The sequence below is a fragment of the Nitrospirillum goiasense genome (assembly GCF_034427435.1).
Lineage (GTDB): Bacteria > Pseudomonadota > Alphaproteobacteria > Azospirillales > Azospirillaceae > Nitrospirillum.
The window spans coordinates 1512323-1529247 of the sequence record NZ_JAXQNP010000003.1 but is presented as its reverse complement, the minus strand read 5'-3'; the positions used below and the strand labels follow the sequence as shown (position 1 = coordinate 1529247).

The window sequence follows — 16925 nt, the reverse complement described above, 5'->3', positions numbered from 1 at the left end:
ACCGCCACCGGCCGGACGAGGGCAATCGCCTGGCCGGCGGCGGTGGGGACGGTCCATCCGCCGGGGAGAGCCGGCGGCCAGAGCCGTCACCGTCAGGCGTGGACAACCGGCGCGCCCCGGACGGAGGCGATGTTTTCCACATACCAGCGATAGGTCTGGGCAAGGCCGTCGTCGATCGACGTGGGGGCCCGCCAGCCCAAGGCTTCCAGTCGGCTGTTGTCCATGATCTTGCGCGGCGTCCCGTCAGGCTTGCTGCGGTCGTGCACGATGTCGCCCTGGAAACCCACGACCCGGCAAATCCGTTCCGCGAGCTCGGCGATGGACACCTCCTGGCTGCTGCCCAGGTTCAGCGGCTCCTCCCCGGAATAATGCTTCATGACGAAGACCATACCGTCGGCGGCGTCGTCCACGTACAGAAGCTCCCGCAAGGGCGTGCCGCTGCCCCAGATTTCCAGGGCCTTCGCCCCTTCCTGCTTGGCCTTGTGGGCCTTCACCATCAGGGCCGGCACGACATGGCTGGCCATCAGGTCGAAGTTGTCACCGGGGCCGTACAGGTTGGTCGGCATGACCGAGGTGAAGTCGCAGCCATACTGGCGGCGATAGGCCTGGCACAGCTTGATGCCGGCGATCTTGGCGATGGCGTACCACTGGTTGGTCGGCTCCAGCGGGCCGGTCAGCAGCGCCTCCTCCGGGATGGGCTGGGGCGCCATCCGCGGATAGATGCAGGAGGAACCGAGGAACAACAACTTCTCCACGCCCGAGCGGTGAGCGCTGTCGATGACGTTCGCCTCGATCATCAGGTTGTCGTAGATGAACTCCGCCGGCCGGGTGTCGTTGGCGTGGATGCCGCCGACATGGGCCGCCGCCAGGAAGACGGCGTCCGGACGCAGGTCCTTCATCCACCGGTCGACCTGGCCGCTGTTGCGCAGGTCGCAGTGGTGGCGGCCCACGGTCAGGATCTCACACCCCTCCCGCTCCAGCCGCCGCACCAGGGCGGAGCCGACCAGGCCGCGGTGACCCGCGACCCAGACGCGCTTATTGCGCAGCTCGTAAGGGGGCTTGTGCATCGTGCTGTCCTTCCCACTGCTTGACGGGGGTGCGATCCAGAAGGGCGCGGTCGGCATTCACCATCTCGTAGACCAGCTCCTCGAAGGCGATGCGGTGCTGCCAGCCCAGGACCGTCTTGGCCTTGGTGGGGTCGCCCAGCAGGAAGTCGACTTCGGCCGGGCGGTAGTAGGCGGGGTCGACCGCGACCAGCACCTTGCCGGTGCGGCGGCAATACCCCCGCTCGTTCACGCCCTCGCCGCGCCACACCAGGGGGCGGCCGATGCAGTGGAAGGCCAGTTCCACGAACTCGCGCACCGAATGGGCCTCACCGGTGGCCAGCACGTAATCGTCGGGCTTGTCCTGCTGCAGCATCAGCCACATGCCCTCGACATAGTCGCGGGCGTGGCCCCAGTCGCGCCGGGCCTCCAGGTTGCCGAGGTAGAGGCAATTCTGCAGGCCGCGCTCGATGGCCGCCACGGCGCGGCTGATCTTGCGGGTGACGAAGGTCTCGCCGCGTTCCGGCGATTCATGGTTGAACAGGATGCCGTTGGAGGCGTGCATGTTGTACGCCTCCCGGTAGTTCACCGTGATCCAGTAGCCGTACATCTTGGCCACCGCGTAGGGGCTGCGCGGGTGGAACGGCGTGGTTTCCGACAGCGGGTCGCTGCTGATGCCGCCGTACAGTTCGGAGGTGGAGGCCTGGTAGAAGCGGACATCGTCCTGCATCTTCAGCGACCGCACCGCCTCCAGCAGGCGCAGCGTGCCGGTGGCGTCCACGTTGGCGGTGTACTCCGGCATCTCGAAGCTGACCGCCACATGGCTCATGGCCGCCAGGTTGTAGATTTCGGTCGGCCGCGTCTCCGCGATCAAGCGGGTCAGCGCCAGGCTGTCCGTCATGTCACCATAGTGGAGCGAGAACTCGAAGCCGCCCTCGTGGCGATCCCGGTAGATGTGATCCAACCGGTCGGTGTTGATGGAGGAGGAACGGCGCTTCAGGCCATGGACCACATAGCCACGGGCCAGGAGGAACGAGGCCAGGTACGACCCGTCCTGGCCGGTGATGCCGGTGATCAACGCGGTTCTATTCGACATAGCTGCTCCGTTCATCAATGGGTTGGTCGCTGTTGCCAGCAAGATCTTGGGGATTGTTTCCGGATTGTTGTTTGGGGCGCTTCTTTCCATTTATTCTTGGCGCCCCTTGTCGTGGGGTCGTTGTGTTCAAGGGAAAAGCACGGCGCGGGCGACGCGGTCCCAGGTATAGGTTTCCAGGACGTGGTTCTGTCCGCGCGCGCCCATAACGGCCAGGCGTTGCGGGTCCGAAACGGCCTGGACGATCAGGGTCGCCAATTCCTGCGGGTCCGCGCGGGTGGCCAGGAAGCCGTAGCGGCCATCGCCGGTGATTTCCGGCAGGCCGTTGCGCCGCAATCCCAGGACGGGGGTGCGGGAGATCAGCGCCTCCAGATACACCTGGCCCCACGGGTCGTTCAGCATGGGCTGCACCAGCAGGGAGGAGCGGCGGTACAGCTCCTGCAATTCGGCCCAAGGCAAGGCGGAGCGGAACTCGATGGCGGGATGCTCAGGCACCCGGTCGCGGACGGAGGGATCGGCCACGATGGTCAGGCTGAGGTCCGGCCGGCGCAGAACCGCCTGCTGGAAGGCCTCGATCACCAGTTCCCCACCCTTTTCCCGGAACAGGTGCTTGCAGACGAACAGCAGCTTGGGCTTGGCGTAGTCCTTGGGGCCGATATAGGGCTTGATGTCGCCCATGCCTGATCCGACCGCCGTGACCCGGGCCGCCGGCACCCCGTAGTGGCTGATGATGTGGTCGCGGACGTAGCGGCCGAAGGTGAAGATGTGGTCGACGCAGTGCAGCGACCGCCGCTCCAGATCCTCATACGCCGCCAGCGCGCGCGGGCTGTAGCCGGCGATGTCGGGGCGGTGTTCGGCCGCCAGCGCCCAGGTGTGGTCGCAATAGAGGTAGTGGTGGACGCGGTGCGCCCGGTCGAACATGGGGTCGGCCGTGGCCTGGGCCTCCACCGCCGGCAGGTCCAGCGCGCCGGTGTGGATGATGTGGCGCGTGCCCCGTTCCGCCGCCTTGGCGGCCAATTGCCGGGCCAGGTGCCGCCGGGCGGGGGCGGCGCGGTACAACTGCTCCGACGTCATCAGCTTGCCGTAGCCGCCCATGACGTGGCGCGCGGCCAAACCCATCTTGAAGGTCTTGGACAGGTGGGGGTGGAAGCCCTCCACCGTCACGCCCAGCTTTTCCAGCGCCACGCCCAGGTTGCGGGGGGCGCCGGACCAGGTCCGGGGATGGGTCGGATCACCGAAGACGGAGGTGATGGCCACCCGGTCGAACCGGCGTTCGGCCTGCCGCCCCTCGCCCACGGACGCAGCTGCGGCGACCTCTTCCTCCGGGAACCCCCCGAAGACCGGCGGTGGTTGCACGGGGCGCCCGGACGGATGCGATTGGGGTGAAGGAGTGCGCTCGGCCACGGCCTGGGTCTCTTCCGTCGGTTGATCCGGTGGCGGATCGCCGCCCTTGGGGCAAGCGAAGCCGCTGATGTGGTGATTGAAATCAAACAGGACCGCCGTCGACCCGCCAGTGACCAACCTGTGACCGGGGCGGCTTTACCTGCCCCAATTCAATCACAGGAGCCACCCCCACGAAAAAAGGCATACGCCCTTTAATGATTAGGCGGCCCTGTTTTGTCACAGCACGGAAAATCGGCGCCGGTTCATGATGAATTACTTCGCAAAGGCCGCAAATGGGGACATCCGTGCTGTCAAGAATTCCCAGCGCAGCGCTCATGGACAATAGTCCGGCTGCCAGCGCCACCGTTTCGTCCACCGATGTCCCCGCCTCACCGCCAGACGGCCACGATGGCGGGGCGGAGCTTGCGGGCGACCGCTCCGTGGGTGATTGGCCCGTGGGCGACTGGATGGCGGAACATATCGGCTCCCGACGGGGATCGGCGGGCGCCGGCAAGGTCGGCGTGGTGTTCCTGACCCAGGACATCACGGACGTCAGCACCATCAAGCGCGTGCGGGAGTTCCTGGACAACGGCTTGCCCGTCCTGGTCCTGGGTTTCGAGCGGGCGCGGTACAACAGCGGCTACCGCCCCCCCTGGCCGCATGTGCTGTTGGGTCGCACCGTGGACGGCAAGTATGTCCACCGCCTGCAGGCCCTGGCGGGCGCCCTGCGCGTCATTTTCCGCAATCGCGCGCGGCTCACCGACGCCACCGTCCTTTATGCCCGCAACATCGACCAGCTTTTGCTGGCGCTGGTGATGAAGTGGTTCATCAGCCGCAAGGCCGAGCTGGTTTACGAGGTGCTGGACATCCAGCCCATGTTCGTGGCCCACGGCCTGCGCTCCTTGGCCCTGCGCTTGGTGGAGCGGCTGTGCCTGACGCAGGTGAAGCTGCTGGTCCTGTCCTCGCCCGGCTTCCACCGCCACTATTACGCGCCGACGCAGAAGTTCCGCGGGCCGTGGCTGTTGGTGGAAAACAAGCTGCCCCGGCCGGGCCTGCCGGAACGGCCGGCGGCCCTGGCCGCCAGCCCCGCCCCGGCATCCGCCGGCACGCGGCCGCTGATGCCGCCGGACCGCCCCTGGGTCATCGGTTATTTCGGATTGATCCGGGGGGAACAGACCGTGGACCTGATGCGCCGCCTGGCGCAGCGCCTGCCCGACCGGCTGCAAATCCGCTTCCGCGGCGTGCTGACCACCGTCGATGAGAAGAGCTTCTTCAAGACTTTGGAGGCCTGCCCCAACATCCTGTACGGCGGGCGTTATGACCATCCCGGCGAATTGGCGGACATGTACGCGGGCGTCGATTTCGCCTGGGCGCTGGATCTGGAGAACACGGAGCACAACTCACGCTGGCTGCTGCCCAACCGGTTCTACGAGGCTGGTTATTTCGGCGTGCCCTGCCTGAGCGTCCGGGGTTTCGAGGTCGACCGCCTGGTGACCCGCCATAACGTGGGCTGGGGCTTCGACCAGCCCCTGGAAGAGACGATGGTGCGCTTCTTCCAGGAGCTCACGCCCGAGGACTATGAGCGCAAGCGGCAGCGCCTGCTGTCCCTGCCCGACGAGACCTTCGTCGCCGGTGAGGAGATCCGGGCTCTGTGCCGTTTTTTCGCCCGGCGGGCCGGGGTCCCGCTGGAACAGCCCCCGCTTGAAGGCGGGATGCGCCCAAGCCCCGCGTCCTGACCATTCGCCATCGGCCATGTCGCCGGGGACCCACCAGAAGCCCCCCGAGTTGTCGGGGAGAAGACTGTGAAGGGATAGAGGCCATGAGTGACACTGTTGTGGTGACCGGCGGCGCCGGTTTCATCGGCAGCCATGCCTGCAAGGCGTTGGCCAAGGCGGGGTTGAGCCCCGTCACCTATGACAATTTGAGCCGGGGTCCGCGTGAGGCCGTGCTGTACGGCCCGCTGGAGGTCGGCGACATCGGCGACGTGGCCCGGCTGACCGACGTACTGCGCGATTACCAGCCCTGCGCCGTCATGCATTTCGCGGCCTATGCCCATGTGGGTGAGTCCGTTGAGGACCCGCTGCTCTACTATCGCAACAACGTCGCGGGCTCCATCGCCCTGCTGGAGGCGATGCGCGACGCCGGCGTCGGCAACCTGGTGTTTTCCAGCACCTGCGCCGTCTATGGCGTGCCCCAGCGCGTGCCCATCACCGAGGGGCACCCCCAGGCGCCCATCAACCCCTATGGCGCCAGCAAGCAGATGATGGAACGCATCATCGCCGACTGCGAGCCCGCCTGGGGCCTGCGCGCCGTCATCCTGCGCTATTTCAATGCCGCGGGGGCCGATGCCGACGGCGACTTGGGCGAGAACCATGATCCGGAGCCGCACCTGATCCCCAACGTGCTGGACGCGGCGCTGGGCCGCAAGGATGGGCTGACCGTCAACGGCGCCGACTACCCCACGCCGGACGGCACCTGCATCCGCGACTACATCCATGTCAGCGACTTGGCCGACGCCCACATCCTGGCGCTGAAGCACCTGCTGGACGACGGGCCATCCATGGCCCTGAACCTGGGCAACGGCAATGGCTATTCCGTCCGCGAGGTCATGGAGGCGGCGGAACGGGTGACCGGCCTGCCCATCCCCTGGCATGTCGGGCCCCGCCGGCCCGGCGACCCGCCCGCCCTGGTGGGCGACGCCACGCAGGCCCGGCGCATCCTGGGCTGGACGCCGGAGCGCGGCAGCCTGGACATCCAGATCGCCGACGCCTGGCGCCGGCGTCTGCGGGAATTGCAGGCTCCGCAGGAAGCGGCCATGGCCTCGGTCCGCAAGACAGCCTGACCGTTTCAGGGAGCGGACGAAGGGGGCAGAGCTGGCCCCCTTCGCCCCAGTCTTTTGGAGCCCTCAGCGTACGGCGCGCACGGCGTCGATGAACTGGGGCACAGTGTCCAGCGTCAGACCGGCCACGTTGGCGCGGCCAGAGCCCACCATGTAGACGGCGTGCTCACGGCGCAGCGTCGCCACCTGGTCCGGCGATAGCGGCAGCAGGGAGAACATGCCGCGATGGCGGCCCAGCGGCGCCAGCCAGGGGTCACCGGCCGCCAAGGCCTGGCGCACCCGGTTGATGCGGGTGCGCATGCCGTCCAGTTCCGCCCGCCAGTCGGCGGTCAGGGCGGCATCGTCCAGGATGACGCGCACCAGGGCGCCGCCATGGTCCGGCGGCATGGACCAGTTCACCCGGGCCAGCAGCAGGATGTTGGACCGCATCAGCTCGGTGCGCGCCGGCGTACCGCCCTTGGCGTACAGGGCGCCCACCCGCTCCCGGTACAGGCCGAAGTTCTTGTCGCAGGAATAGGCCAGCAAGGCGTCCGGGGCGGCATCCAGCACCAGGCGGGCACCGGCGGCATCCTCCTCCAAACCATCGCCCAGGCCCTGGTACGCCAGGTCGATGAGGGGGATCAGACCGCGCTGGGCCACCACCTCGGCCACCGCCCGCCACTGGGAACGGTCCAGATCGGCGCCCACGGGGTTGTGGCAGCAGCCGTGCAGCAGCACCACGTCGCCGGCGTCGGCACCCCGCAGCGCCGACATCATCTCATCGAACAGGACGGTCTGCGTCGCCTGGTCGTAATAGCGGTATGTCGCCACCGTCAGACCGGCGGCGGCCATGATGGGCGCGTGGTTGGGCCAGGTGGGCGTGCCCAGCCAGACCTTGGCGCCCGGCCCCTTGGCGTTCTTCCGGGCCGCGTTGATCAGTTCCGCGGCCAAGCGCAGGGCGCCGGTGCCGCCGGGGGTCTGCACCCCCACCAGGGTTTCGGCGGGCAGGGCCTTGCCGAACACGATGGGCTGCAACAGCTCGGCATACCGGATGTCGCCCTCCGGCCCCAGATAGCTTTTGCTGCCTTGGGTTTCCAGCAAGCGGGCCTCGGCCGCCTTCACGGCGCGCATCACCGGCGTCGCCCCGCTGTCGTCCCGGTAGACACCGACACCCAGATCCAGCTTGTGGGGCCGGGGATCGTCCCGGTGCAGGGCGATCAGGGACAGCAGCGTGTCGGCGGGCTGCGGCGCCAGCGCGTCGAAAAGCGTCGGGACGGACATGAAGCGGAAACTCCCTTATGGGCGGAGCGGGACGCGCGGCGGCGCACCGCTATTGTTGCTGAATGATTTTATGCGAGATCCCTGACAATGTCCTTTCATTGCCATGGGCACTGGGACATTTATGGGAACCGTATTTCACGAGGCGGTGTGGAATGAAAGAGATTGATCAGTTTGACGATATTGATCACCGCATCCTGCGCGCCCTGCAGCGTGACGCCAGCCTGAGCCACGCCGCGCTGGCGGAGCAGGTCGGCGCCTCCCCCGCCTCGTGCTGGCGGCGCATCAAGGCACTGGAGGCGGCGGGCATCCTGGGCCCGGCCGTGCGCCTGGTGGACGCGGCCAAGGTGGGCCGCGGCGTCAGCGTCATGTGCCAACTGCGCATGAAAAGCCATGCCACCAAGGACCGCCAGGAGTTCGAGGCCTTCATCCAGACGCGCGGCGAGATCATGGACTGCCACAGCATGTCCGGCGAATGGGACTATCTGATGCGGGTGGTGGTGGCCGATGTCGCCAGTTACGAACGCTTCCTGATGCGCGAGTTGCTGGCCCACCCGGCCGTGGCCGCCGCCGCATCGCATTTCGCCCTGAGCCAGGTGAAATACACCACCGCCCTGCCGATCTGATCAGGCTGTTTCAGGCGGGGCGGTTCAGCCGCGCAACTTTTCCGGCGGCGCCCGGATGAGCCCATGCGATTGAAAGGTTCTCGCGCGCCGCTGGGTATACACTGGCGCCACGGCGGTGCCACGGCCCGAGGACGCCCCCTGCGTCGGCGCCTTATCCATTTGACAAGCGCCGCGCATCACCCCTTATATCGTTTCAAATGAAACGATCTGGTGGAGGCAATGGCCATGACCCTGGATAACGCTCCTCTCGCAACCATGAGCGGGTTCGGCAACGGCTTTGCGACGGAGGCGGTGCCCGGCGCCCTGCCGGTGGGGCGCAATTCGCCGCAGAAAGTGCCCTTTGGCCTGTATGCCGAGCAGGTGTCGGGCAGCGCCTTCACCGCCCCCCGGGCGGAGAACCGCCGGTCCTGGCTGTACCGCCTGCGGCCCACCGCCAGCCACGCGCCCTTCCAGCCTTACGCGCGGTCCAGCCTGCTGCGCTCCGGCCCCTTCGACGAGGTGCCGCCCACCCCGAACCGCCTGCGCTGGGATCCGCTGCCCCTGCCCGACGCCCCCACCGACTTCGTTGACGGCCTGGTGACCTATGGCGGCAATGGCGACGCCGGCACCAACAACGGCATCGCCATCCATCTCTACGCCGCCAACCAGCCCATGACATCAAGGGTGTTTTACAATGCGGATGGCGAGCTGCTGATCGTGCCGCAGATGGGCCGCCTGCGCCTGGAGACGGAGCTGGGCCGCATGGAGGTGGCGCCCGGGGAGATCGCGGTGGTGCCGCGCGGCGTGCGCTTCCGCGTCCTGCTGCCGGATGGCCGCGCCCGGGGCTATGTCTGCGAGAATTATGGCGCGCCCTTCAAGTTGCCCGACCTGGGGCCCATCGGCGCCAACGGCCTGGCCAACCCGCGCGATTTCCTGACCCCCGTCGCCTGGTTCGAGGATGTGGATGAGCGGACGGAGGTGGTGCAGAAGTTCCAGGGCCGCCTGTGGACCACCACCCTGGACCACAGCCCCCTGGACGTGGTGGCCTGGCACGGCAACCTGGCGCCCTACACCTACGATCTGGCGCGGTTCAACACCATCAACACCGTGTCTTACGACCACCCGGACCCGTCCATCTTCACCGTGCTGACGGCGCCGTCGGAAATGGCCGGCACGGCCAATTGCGATTTCGTCATCTTCCCGCCGCGCTGGATGGTGGCGGAGGACACGTTCCGCCCGCCCTGGTTCCATCGCAACGTCATGAATGAATTCATGGGCCTGATCCACGGCCAGTACGATGCCAAGGCCGGCGGCTTTGCTCCCGGCGGCGCCTCGCTGCACAACTGCATGAGCGGCCACGGCCCCGACCGCACCAGTTACGAACGCGCGGTGGCGGCGGACCTGAAGCCCCACAAGATCGAGAACACCATGGCCTTCATGTTCGAAAGCCGCTGGGTCATCCGCCCCACCCGCTTCGCCATCGAAACACCCTTGATGCAGTTGGACTATGACGACTGCTGGTCGGGCTTCACCAAGGCGGAGTTGCCGCGATGATCCATCCCGTGATCGATGAGACGCACAACCCGGCCCTGACCAGTTGGGTCGGCAGCGCCAACGGCCATGCCGACTTTCCCATCCAGAACCTGCCCCTGGGCGTGTTCAGCACCGGGGATGAGGCGCCGCGCGGCGGCGTCGCCATCGGCGGCCAAGTGCTGGACCTGGCCAAGGCCAGCCGCTCCGGCCTGCTCACCGGGGCGGCGCTGGACGCCGCCATCGCCGCCAGCGGGCCAACGCTGAACCCGCTGCTGGCCCTGGGCGCGAAACCCCGCCGCGCCCTGCGCCGCCGCCTGTCGCAGCTGCTGGCCAGCGGCAGCGAAGAGCGGAACGCCGTGGAAGGCCTGCTTTACCCCGCAGCGGACTGCACCCTGCATCTGCCGGCGCACATCGGCGGGTACACCGATTTCTATGCCGGCATCCATCACGCGCTGAATGTCGGCCGGCAATTCCGCCCCGACAACCCGCTGCTGCCCAACTACAAGCATGTGCCCATCGGCTATCACGGCCGCGCCTCCAGCGTCCGCGTGACCGGGACGGAGGTGCGCCGCCCCAACGGCCAGCGCAAGGCCCCCGACGCGGAGGCGCCGACCTTCGGCCCCAGCCAGCGCCTGGATCTGGAGCTGGAGCTGGGCATCTGGATCGGACCAGGCAATGAGCTTGGCACCCCCATCGGCATTGGCGAGGCGGACAGCCACATCGCCGGCCTGTGCCTGCTGAACGACTGGTCCGCCCGCGACCTGCAAGCCTGGGAATACCAGCCGCTGGGCCCCTTCCTGGCCAAGAACTTCCTGACCACCGTGTCGCCCTGGATCGTGACGGCGGAGGCGCTGGCCCCCTTCCGCACCCGCCAGGCGGCCCGGGCGGCGGACGATCCCAAGCCCCTGCCCTATCTGTGGGATGAGGCCGACCAGGAGCGCGGGGCCTATCGCATCGAGCTGTCGGTGCTGATCCGCACGCCTCGCATGCGCGAGGCGGGACTGGCCCCGCACCGCCTGGGCACCGGGCCCGCCACCAACCTCTATTGGACGGCGGCGCAGTTGGTGGCGCACCATACCTGCAACGGCTGCGACCTGAACCCCGGCGACCTGCTGGGCACGGGCACCATCTCCACCCCTGATGATAGCGGCGTAGGCAGCCTGTTGGAATTGACGCGCGGCGGTAAAGCGCCCATCACCCTGCCGACCGGGGAGACGCGGACCTTCCTGGCCGACGGCGATGAGCTTATCCTGGCCGGCCGCGCGGTGGCCGAGGGGTATGTCGCCATCGGCTTCGGCGACTGCCGGGGTCAGGTGGCGCCGGCGCAAGCCCTGTAACGACCAGAGAAGGGAAGACCATCATGACCCAGCAAAAGGTCATCATCACCGGCGGCGCCGGTGTCCTGGGCGCGGCGGTGGCCAAGTCCTTCCTGGCGGCGGGCCATCGCGTCACCGTGGTCGACCATGCGCCGGCGCCGGCCGCCGTCACGGACGGCTTGCTGCACCTGGGCGGCGTGGACCTGACGGACGAGGCCGCCGCCCGCACCGCCTTCCTCCAGGCCAAGGTGGCCATGGGCGGCGCCGACGTGGTGGTGAACGTGGCCGGCGGCTTCCGCTGGCAAACGGTGGCGGAGGGCGACCCCGCCACCTGGGAAAAGCTGTTCGCCCTGAACGCCCGTACCTGCCTGAACATGTGCCGGGCCGCCATCGTGCCGGAGGGTGAGGGTGGGCTGGCCAACGGCGGCGCCATCGTCAACGTGGGCGCCGCCGCCGCGGAAAAGGCCGGTGCCGGCATGGGCGCCTATGCCGCCTCCAAGGCCGCCGTGGCCCGGTTGACCGAAAGCCTGGCCACCGAACTGGGCGGGCGCATCCGCGTCAACGCTGTACTGCCCCTGGTGATGGACACGCCGCAGAACCGGGCGGACATGCCGGACGTCGACCCCAAGACCTGGACCGCCACGGCGGCGGTGGCCGACGCCATCGTCTTCCTGGCCAGCCGCGCCGCCCGCGCCATCAACGGCGCGCTGATTCCCGTCACCGCCCCCACCGCCGACTGAAGAGGCCCATCATGGTCAAGCGCCTGGACGCCGCCGATCTTCCCCCCTGCCCGGCTGGAGCGTGACGCCGGAGGGCGACGCCATCACCCGCCGCTGCGTCTTCACCGACTTCACCGCGGCCTTCGGCTTCATGACCCAGGTGGCCCTGCTGGCGGAGAAGGCGGACCACCACCCGGAGTGGTCCAACGTCTACAACCGCGTGGACATCCGCCTGACCACGCACGACGCCGGCGGCCTGTCGCAGCGGGACGTGGACCTGGCCCGCGCCATCGACCGTTTGTTGCCGGTTCTCTGAGCGGACCGACACCGTTAGCATCACCGTGCTTGCGCACGGGCAGCATCACCGCGCTTGCGCACGGGCAGCATCACCGCGCTTGCGCACGGGGGCTAATGGCGATTAGAGGTGGTTGCCTTCGCCACCCCAATTCCCCCGTGTGCCGCCGGTGAAAGTCCTGATCGCCGACACCGTCCACCCCGCCGACCCCGGCCGCATCGTCGAGGCGGACCTGATGGCCGCCGGCGCCACGGACATCGTCCGCTTGGGTCCGGGGGAACTGCTGGCCGACGCCGTGGCGCGGACGGCGCCGGACCTGGTGATCGTGGACATGGCCCGCCCCGACCGCGACGGGCTGGACGACATCCGCGCCATCTCCCGCCACGACCCGCGCCCCATCGTCATGTTCGTCGACCAGGACGACCCCGCCTTCATGGAGGCAGCGATCGAGGCCGGCGTCAGTTCCTACAACGTCGTCGGCGCCTCGCTGCCCGTCCTAAAGCCGGTGGTGCAGGCGGCGGTGGCCATGTTCCGCCGCTATCGCCAGGTGGAAACCAGCCTGCACAAGGCGGAGACGTCGTTGCGGGAGCGGGAGGTGGTGGACCAGGCCAAGGCCCTGCTGATGCGCCAGCGCGGCATGGCGGAACCGGACGCCTATCGCTGGCTACGCCGCCAGGCCATGGAGCAGAGCCGCAAGCTGGCCGCCGTGGCCGCCGACATCGTGGCCGCCGCTGAACAGAAGAAGGGAAGCGGGTCATGACCCTTCCACGCCCCGTCCGCATCGGCCTGCTGCGCCTGACCGACAGCGCCCCGGTCATCCACGCCCAGGCGTCCGGCCTGTTCGCGGCCGAGGGCCTGGACGTCACCCTGTCGGTGGAACCCAGTTGGGCCAACCTGGCGGACAAGCTGTCCTATGGCCTGCTGGATGCCGCCGTGATGCTGCCACCGCTGGTGCTGGCCATGGCGCTGGGCCTGCGCCCGGCGGCGGCCCGCCTGATCATCCCCATGAGCCTCAGCCAGCACGGCGACGCCGTGACGCTGTCCGAGGAACTGGCCGGCCCTATCCTGGAAGGCGGCCGCCCCACAGCGGCCGAGGCCGGCCGCCGCCTGGCCACCCTGCTGCGGGGCCGTTCCCATGCCGGCGGCCCCCGCGTCACCCTGGCGGTGGTCCATGCCTGGTCCACCCACGCCCTGCTGTTCAAAAGCTGGCTACACGCCGCCGGCATCGACCCCCAGGCCGACGTGGATTGGGCCATCGTGCCCCCGGCCGACAGCGTGGCCGCCATCGAGGCCGGCCGCATCGACGGCTTCTGCGCCGGCGCCCCCTGGGGTGCGGTGGCGGCGGCGGCCGGCGTGGGCCGCACCGTGGCCCTGTCGTCCGACATCCTGCCCGGCCATCCGGAAAAGTGCCTGGCAGTGCGCGAAGCCTGGGCCGAGGAGCAGCCCGAGGCCCTGCACGGTGTCCTGCGCGCCCTGTTGCGCGCCGCCGCCGACTGCGCCGACCCGGCCAACACGCCCGCCATCGCCGCCACCCTGGCCCAGCCGGCCTTCCTGAACCTGGACCCCGGAATCATCGCCGCGTCCCTGCCCGGCGGCACCCGCGACGGCCTGGGCCAGGACACCGACGTCTGCGTCTTCGGCGCCGCCACCCGCCCCACCCTGGATCAGGCCCGCTGGTTCCTGGACCAGATGACCCGCTGGCGCGACCTGCCGGTCAGTGCCGCCGAGGCGGAAACGCTGGCCGCCCGGATTTACCGACCGGATTTGTATGACGCGGCGGCGGGTGTCATTCTGCCATGACTGAAGTCATCGCGTATGGAGTGGCCGCGCTTTTCATCATTCAGGGCCTGGTCGGCTTCGTTCGCGCGCGGCGCAACCATCAAAGGCTATTATCCAGCGCCAAAGCCAACCACGCGAAGGGGCGCGTCCTGGCCGGCCTGGATATCTTCTTCCTCGACGTGCCTTTTTACGTGCCGCTGTACCGGGTACTGAGCCTGGTCGCCCTCTGCGTGGGCTGCGCCTTGTTGTGGGCTTTGGGTACGCATACACTCGTCATCAATTGATCGTCTGCGGATCATCGCCGTTGGATTTGGCGGGATTTATTATGGAGGCCTTGCTCCCCGGCTATCTCTTCGCCATTGGACTTGTAGTCTATGGTGTGACCGGCGCCAGGCGGGCCAAACGGACCAAGGAACGGATCGCGCGTCTGATGGCCTGGCGCCATGGGCATGGACGCATTTTCACCAAGGCCAGCCCCCCTTTCCTGAGGAACCCCCTCTATGGGCCGTTTCTCCAACTGACCTTCGCGCTGACGGCCGTTATAGGGATTGGCCTCCTTGGTATCCTGGCCTGGGTAAATACCTTCTCCGCTCATTGATTGAGCCTGAAAAGGCGCACATACTGAGTTCATGAAGACGCGCATGTTTTGTGCGCATGTTTATGGAGGCTCCCATGCGACCTCAAATGGTTCCCCCCGCAAGCACCGAATCCGGTCCCAGAAAAGGGACAAATGTCTCCCTCCCTGAAGCCCTCGTTGCCGAAGCGAAGGTTTTGGGCATCAATATTTCTCGTGCTTGCGAGCGGGGCCTGGCAACGGAGATAGCTGAGAAGAAGGCCGCTCAATGGCTCGAAAGAAACCAAGGGGCCATTGACGATTGGAACGCCTACGTTGAAAAGAACGGCGTGCCGCTGTCCGAATTTCGTCAATTCTAATGGCGCAGTTGGACCTATATCGTCTTCCACGGCGACCTGGCTTCATTCTGGAGGTACAGGCTAATCTGTTGATTGGCTTATCCACCGCTGCCGTTGTGCCATTGCTGCCACAGCAGGCCGATTTACGGATCCTGGAGCGGCTGAATCCCGTTTTTAATATCGATGGCATTGTGCATGTGATGCTGACCCAGTCCATCGCGACTGTGCCGCGCAAAGAATTAGGGCCACCGGTCAGCAGCCTAAACTCCCAACACTATTTCAATGTCATCAACGCCCTCGATATGCTGATCTCCGGCTCATAATCTGCCGCCTAATCCCGCACCAGCGACAGGATCAGCAGGACCAGCAGCGCCAGGGCCGTCAGCTTCCAGAAGCGCACCGGGTCGCGGTCGTAGAGGGAGCGGCGGCGGGTGGGGCGCGGGGTGGGGTGGGCGGCGCCGGCCTCCAGTTCCAGGGCGAATTCCAGCACGTCGCCGGGACGGTCGGCGGGGTTGGCGGCCACGGCCTTCATGACCGACAGATCCAGCCAGGTGGGCAGGTCCGGCCGGCGCTGCTGCACCGGCACGGGCACGCCGAAGCGGGGACGCTGGAAGGGTTCGATCTCGCCGTAGGGATAGGCGCCGGTGAACAGGTGATAGACGGTGACCCCCAGGGCGTAGAGGTCGGTGCGCTCATCACCCGGCTCCCCGGCCAGCAGTTCCGGCGCCATGTAGCTGGGCGTGCCGGGGATTTGCTCGGCCGGGAAGTCCTCCATCCCCGGCAGACGCACCACGCCCAGGTCGATGAGGCGTAGGCCGCCGGCGCCGTCGATGATGACGTTGTCGGGCTTGATGTCGCGGTGGATGATGCCGGCGCGATGCAGGGCCGCCACCGCCTTGGCCAGCTTCACCGCCAGGGGCACCCCCTCCGCCACGCCCACGCGCGGCGGCGCCAACAAGCGTTGAGCCAAGGTTTGGCCGGGGTAATAGGGCATGACGGTGTAAAGCCGCGTCTGCCGGCCAGGCGGCACCTCCACCACCTCCCCCAGCCAGGGGCTGCGCACCCGGGCCGCCACCCAGCCTTCGCGCACGAAGGCCAGGCGGTATACGGCATCGGCCGCCACCGCCGGCTTGGGGAACTTCAGCACCAGCGGCGCCTCCTTCCCCGCCGGTTCCGTCAGGAACAGGGCGCTATAGCGGCCATCGGACAGCGGGCGGCCGATGCGATAGCCGTCAACGATATCCCCCGGCTTGGGTAGGGGTAGGATGGGCAGATCCGCCGTCATCTCGGCCAGTTCATCCCGGTCGGCTGGCGGCAGGGCCACCACGTCGATGACCAGGGCGGTGGCGTTGTCGTGGCTGCCGGCCGACAGGGCGGCCGCCACCAACTGCTGGCTGGCCGCCTCCGGCGTCGGTTCCGCCGCCGCCAGGCGGGCCAAGTCGCGGGACGACAGCACGCCGTGGACACCGTCGGTCAGCAGTACCAGGCGATCACCCTCGCGCAGGGGCTCGGTGGTGTAGTCGGCGCGCAGCGCGTCCTCCAGCCCGATGGCGCGGCGCAGGATGTGGCGCTGGTCCGGGCCGCTGTGCACATGATCTTCGGTCAGCAGGCTGAGCCGGCCGTCGCGCAGGCGGTACAGGCGGCTATCGCCGACATGCAGGATATGGGCGCGGCGGTCGCGCAGGATGACGGCGGTCAGGGTGGTGGCCATGCCCGTGCGTTCCGGGTCGACCCGACCCTGGGCATGGATCCAGCGGTTGATGGCCTCCGCCGCGTGCGCGGCCGCCCGCCGGACACCCAAGGTCTGGCGTTCACCCAGGTAGAAATCGATGAAGGCGCGCACCGCCAGCTCCGCCGCCACGCGGCCCCCGGGCGCCCCCGACACGCCATCGGCGATGGCGGCCACCGTCCCCTGGCGAGCGCGCTGGGTGGCGGTGCCCAGGCACACGCCCACGTAGTCCTCATTGCGCGGGCGGCGGCCGGTTTCGCTGCACCAGCCGGCGCGCAGTTCGATCTGCCCTGCTCCCATCCGCGCCACCCTCGATTATTGCCTATGAATTAATCATTTGCGCAGTCGACTTAGCGATTGCTCAAATAAAAGGCATTTGTGCCGCCGCCCGCCACGGTGAAACCCCAGGTTTTCCGCGACAG

General features: G+C 68.0%; 18 protein-coding genes. 13 read left to right on the top strand and 5 right to left on the bottom strand.

Annotation, left to right across the window (positions count from 1 at the left end; all coding sequences use genetic code 11):
- Positions 1–92 precede the first annotated feature (92 nt).
- The 3 genes from fcl to ULB03_RS20985 form a co-directional block, all read right to left on the bottom strand.
- Complete coding sequence (fcl, locus tag ULB03_RS20995) at positions 93–1067, bottom strand: GDP-L-fucose synthase (protein ID WP_322485021.1); 975 nt, start codon at positions 1065–1067, stop codon at positions 93–95.
- Positions 1036–2139, bottom strand: coding sequence for a GDP-mannose 4,6-dehydratase (gene gmd, locus ULB03_RS20990; RefSeq protein ID WP_145729315.1), 1104 nt, complete (start codon positions 2137–2139; stop codon positions 1036–1038). Before gmd ends, fcl begins: the two co-directional genes overlap by 32 nt.
- Before the next feature lie 126 nt (positions 2140–2265).
- Positions 2266–3492 (bottom strand): glycosyltransferase family 4 protein, encoded by a 1227-nt coding sequence (locus ULB03_RS20985; RefSeq protein ID WP_322485020.1) that lies wholly within the window; start codon positions 3490–3492, stop codon positions 2266–2268.
- Positions 3493–3854: 362 nt separating this feature from the next.
- Here ULB03_RS20985 and ULB03_RS20980 point away from each other — a divergent pair, with 362 nt between their 5' ends.
- Complete coding sequence (locus tag ULB03_RS20980) at positions 3855–5255, top strand: glycosyltransferase family protein (protein ID WP_322485019.1); 1401 nt, start codon at positions 3855–3857, stop codon at positions 5253–5255.
- An 83-nt stretch (positions 5256–5338) separates the two neighbouring features.
- Positions 5339–6361, top strand: a complete 1023-nt coding sequence (gene galE / locus ULB03_RS20975) for a UDP-glucose 4-epimerase GalE (RefSeq protein WP_322485018.1) — start codon at positions 5339–5341, stop codon at positions 6359–6361.
- Between the two features lie 63 nt (positions 6362–6424).
- On the opposite strand, the gene ULB03_RS20970 is transcribed toward galE, so the two are convergent.
- Complete coding sequence (locus ULB03_RS20970) at positions 6425–7618, bottom strand: amino acid aminotransferase (protein WP_322485017.1); 1194 nt, start codon at positions 7616–7618, stop codon at positions 6425–6427.
- Positions 7619–7770: 152 nt separating this feature from the next.
- On the opposite strand from ULB03_RS20970, the gene ULB03_RS20965 reads away from it, so the two are divergent.
- From ULB03_RS20965 to ULB03_RS20915, 11 genes are all read left to right on the top strand, one after another.
- The gene (locus tag ULB03_RS20965) at positions 7771–8241 is read left to right on the top strand and encodes an Lrp/AsnC family transcriptional regulator (RefSeq protein WP_145729309.1); all 471 of its coding nucleotides are present in this window, start codon (positions 7771–7773) and stop codon (positions 8239–8241) included.
- A 225-nt stretch (positions 8242–8466) separates the two neighbouring features.
- Complete coding sequence (hmgA, locus tag ULB03_RS20960) at positions 8467–9774, top strand: homogentisate 1,2-dioxygenase (protein ID WP_322485016.1); 1308 nt, start codon at positions 8467–8469, stop codon at positions 9772–9774.
- A complete protein-coding gene (gene fahA / locus ULB03_RS20955) occupies positions 9771–11090 on the top strand; it encodes a fumarylacetoacetase (protein ID WP_322485015.1) in 1320 nt (439 codons plus the stop codon). The genes hmgA and fahA overlap by 4 nt, the downstream gene beginning before the upstream one ends.
- 23 nt (positions 11091–11113) lie before the next feature.
- Positions 11114–11809: an SDR family NAD(P)-dependent oxidoreductase gene (locus ULB03_RS20950; protein WP_322485014.1), complete on the top strand. Its 696-nt coding sequence runs from the start codon at positions 11114–11116 to the stop codon at positions 11807–11809.
- Positions 11810–11855: 46 nt separating this feature from the next.
- A complete protein-coding gene (locus ULB03_RS20945) occupies positions 11856–12104 on the top strand; it encodes a 4a-hydroxytetrahydrobiopterin dehydratase (protein WP_322485242.1) in 249 nt (82 codons plus the stop codon).
- Positions 12105–12252: 148 nt separating this feature from the next.
- On the top strand, positions 12253–12843 hold the full coding sequence (locus tag ULB03_RS20940; protein ID WP_322485013.1) for an ANTAR domain-containing response regulator: 591 nt from the start codon (positions 12253–12255) through the stop codon (positions 12841–12843).
- Positions 12840–13883 carry a CmpA/NrtA family ABC transporter substrate-binding protein gene (locus tag ULB03_RS20935; protein WP_322485012.1) on the top strand — a complete coding sequence of 348 codons (1044 nt, stop codon included), beginning with the start codon at positions 12840–12842 and terminating at the stop codon, positions 13881–13883. Before ULB03_RS20940 ends, ULB03_RS20935 begins: the two co-directional genes overlap by 4 nt.
- Positions 13880–14146, top strand: a complete 267-nt coding sequence (locus tag ULB03_RS20930) for a hypothetical protein (RefSeq protein ID WP_322485011.1) — start codon at positions 13880–13882, stop codon at positions 14144–14146. Before ULB03_RS20935 ends, ULB03_RS20930 begins: the two co-directional genes overlap by 4 nt.
- A gap of 41 nt (positions 14147–14187) precedes the next feature.
- Complete coding sequence (locus tag ULB03_RS20925; RefSeq protein ID WP_322485010.1) at positions 14188–14460, top strand: hypothetical protein; 273 nt, start codon at positions 14188–14190, stop codon at positions 14458–14460.
- Positions 14461–14534: 74 nt separating this feature from the next.
- Positions 14535–14795 (top strand): type II toxin-antitoxin system CcdA family antitoxin, encoded by a 261-nt coding sequence (locus ULB03_RS20920; protein ID WP_322485009.1) that lies wholly within the window; start codon positions 14535–14537, stop codon positions 14793–14795.
- Positions 14795–15097, top strand: a complete 303-nt coding sequence (locus ULB03_RS20915; protein WP_322485008.1) for a CcdB family protein — start codon at positions 14795–14797, stop codon at positions 15095–15097. Before ULB03_RS20920 ends, ULB03_RS20915 begins: the two co-directional genes overlap by 1 nt.
- Positions 15098–15105: 8 nt before the next feature.
- Here the strand turns inward: ULB03_RS20915 and ULB03_RS20910 are convergent, their stop codons facing one another.
- On the bottom strand, positions 15106–16803 hold the full coding sequence (locus ULB03_RS20910) for a protein kinase domain-containing protein (protein ID WP_322485007.1): 1698 nt from the start codon (positions 16801–16803) through the stop codon (positions 15106–15108).
- Between the last annotated feature and the right edge of the window lie 122 nt (positions 16804–16925).